The 236-nt window shown below is 41.5% G+C and carries 1 protein-coding gene; it reads right to left on the reverse strand.

All coding sequences use genetic code 11. From position 1 onward, the window contains the following. Positions 1-166, reverse strand: a 166-nt coding sequence (locus tag AC0IXA_RS28130; RefSeq protein ID WP_471815016.1) for a hypothetical protein, incomplete at its 3' end; no start/stop codon positions are given. Positions 167-236: the final 70 nt, after the last annotated feature.

The following is a 236-nucleotide window of genomic DNA, read 5'->3' on the forward strand; positions in this document are numbered from 1 at the left end:
CTGCTGTACGCAGCCAAAGGTTTGCACGGCAAATCGCAAGAGCATCCCCCTTGAAAATCACTTTTCCATTGTCGACTGTGCACTCATAGCCAAGGTCTCTTACTTCTTTTGCAACAATTGCTTCAATCCCCATTGGAGCTGTTGCGATGAGTGTATAGGTTTTCATTAATTTATCACCTGTTTTCTCGTCCTTTTATGTATTCAAGATAAAAGCTCTCCATATGTTGAAATAGGAG

The organism is Pseudomonas sp. AC083, assembly GCF_979253165.1.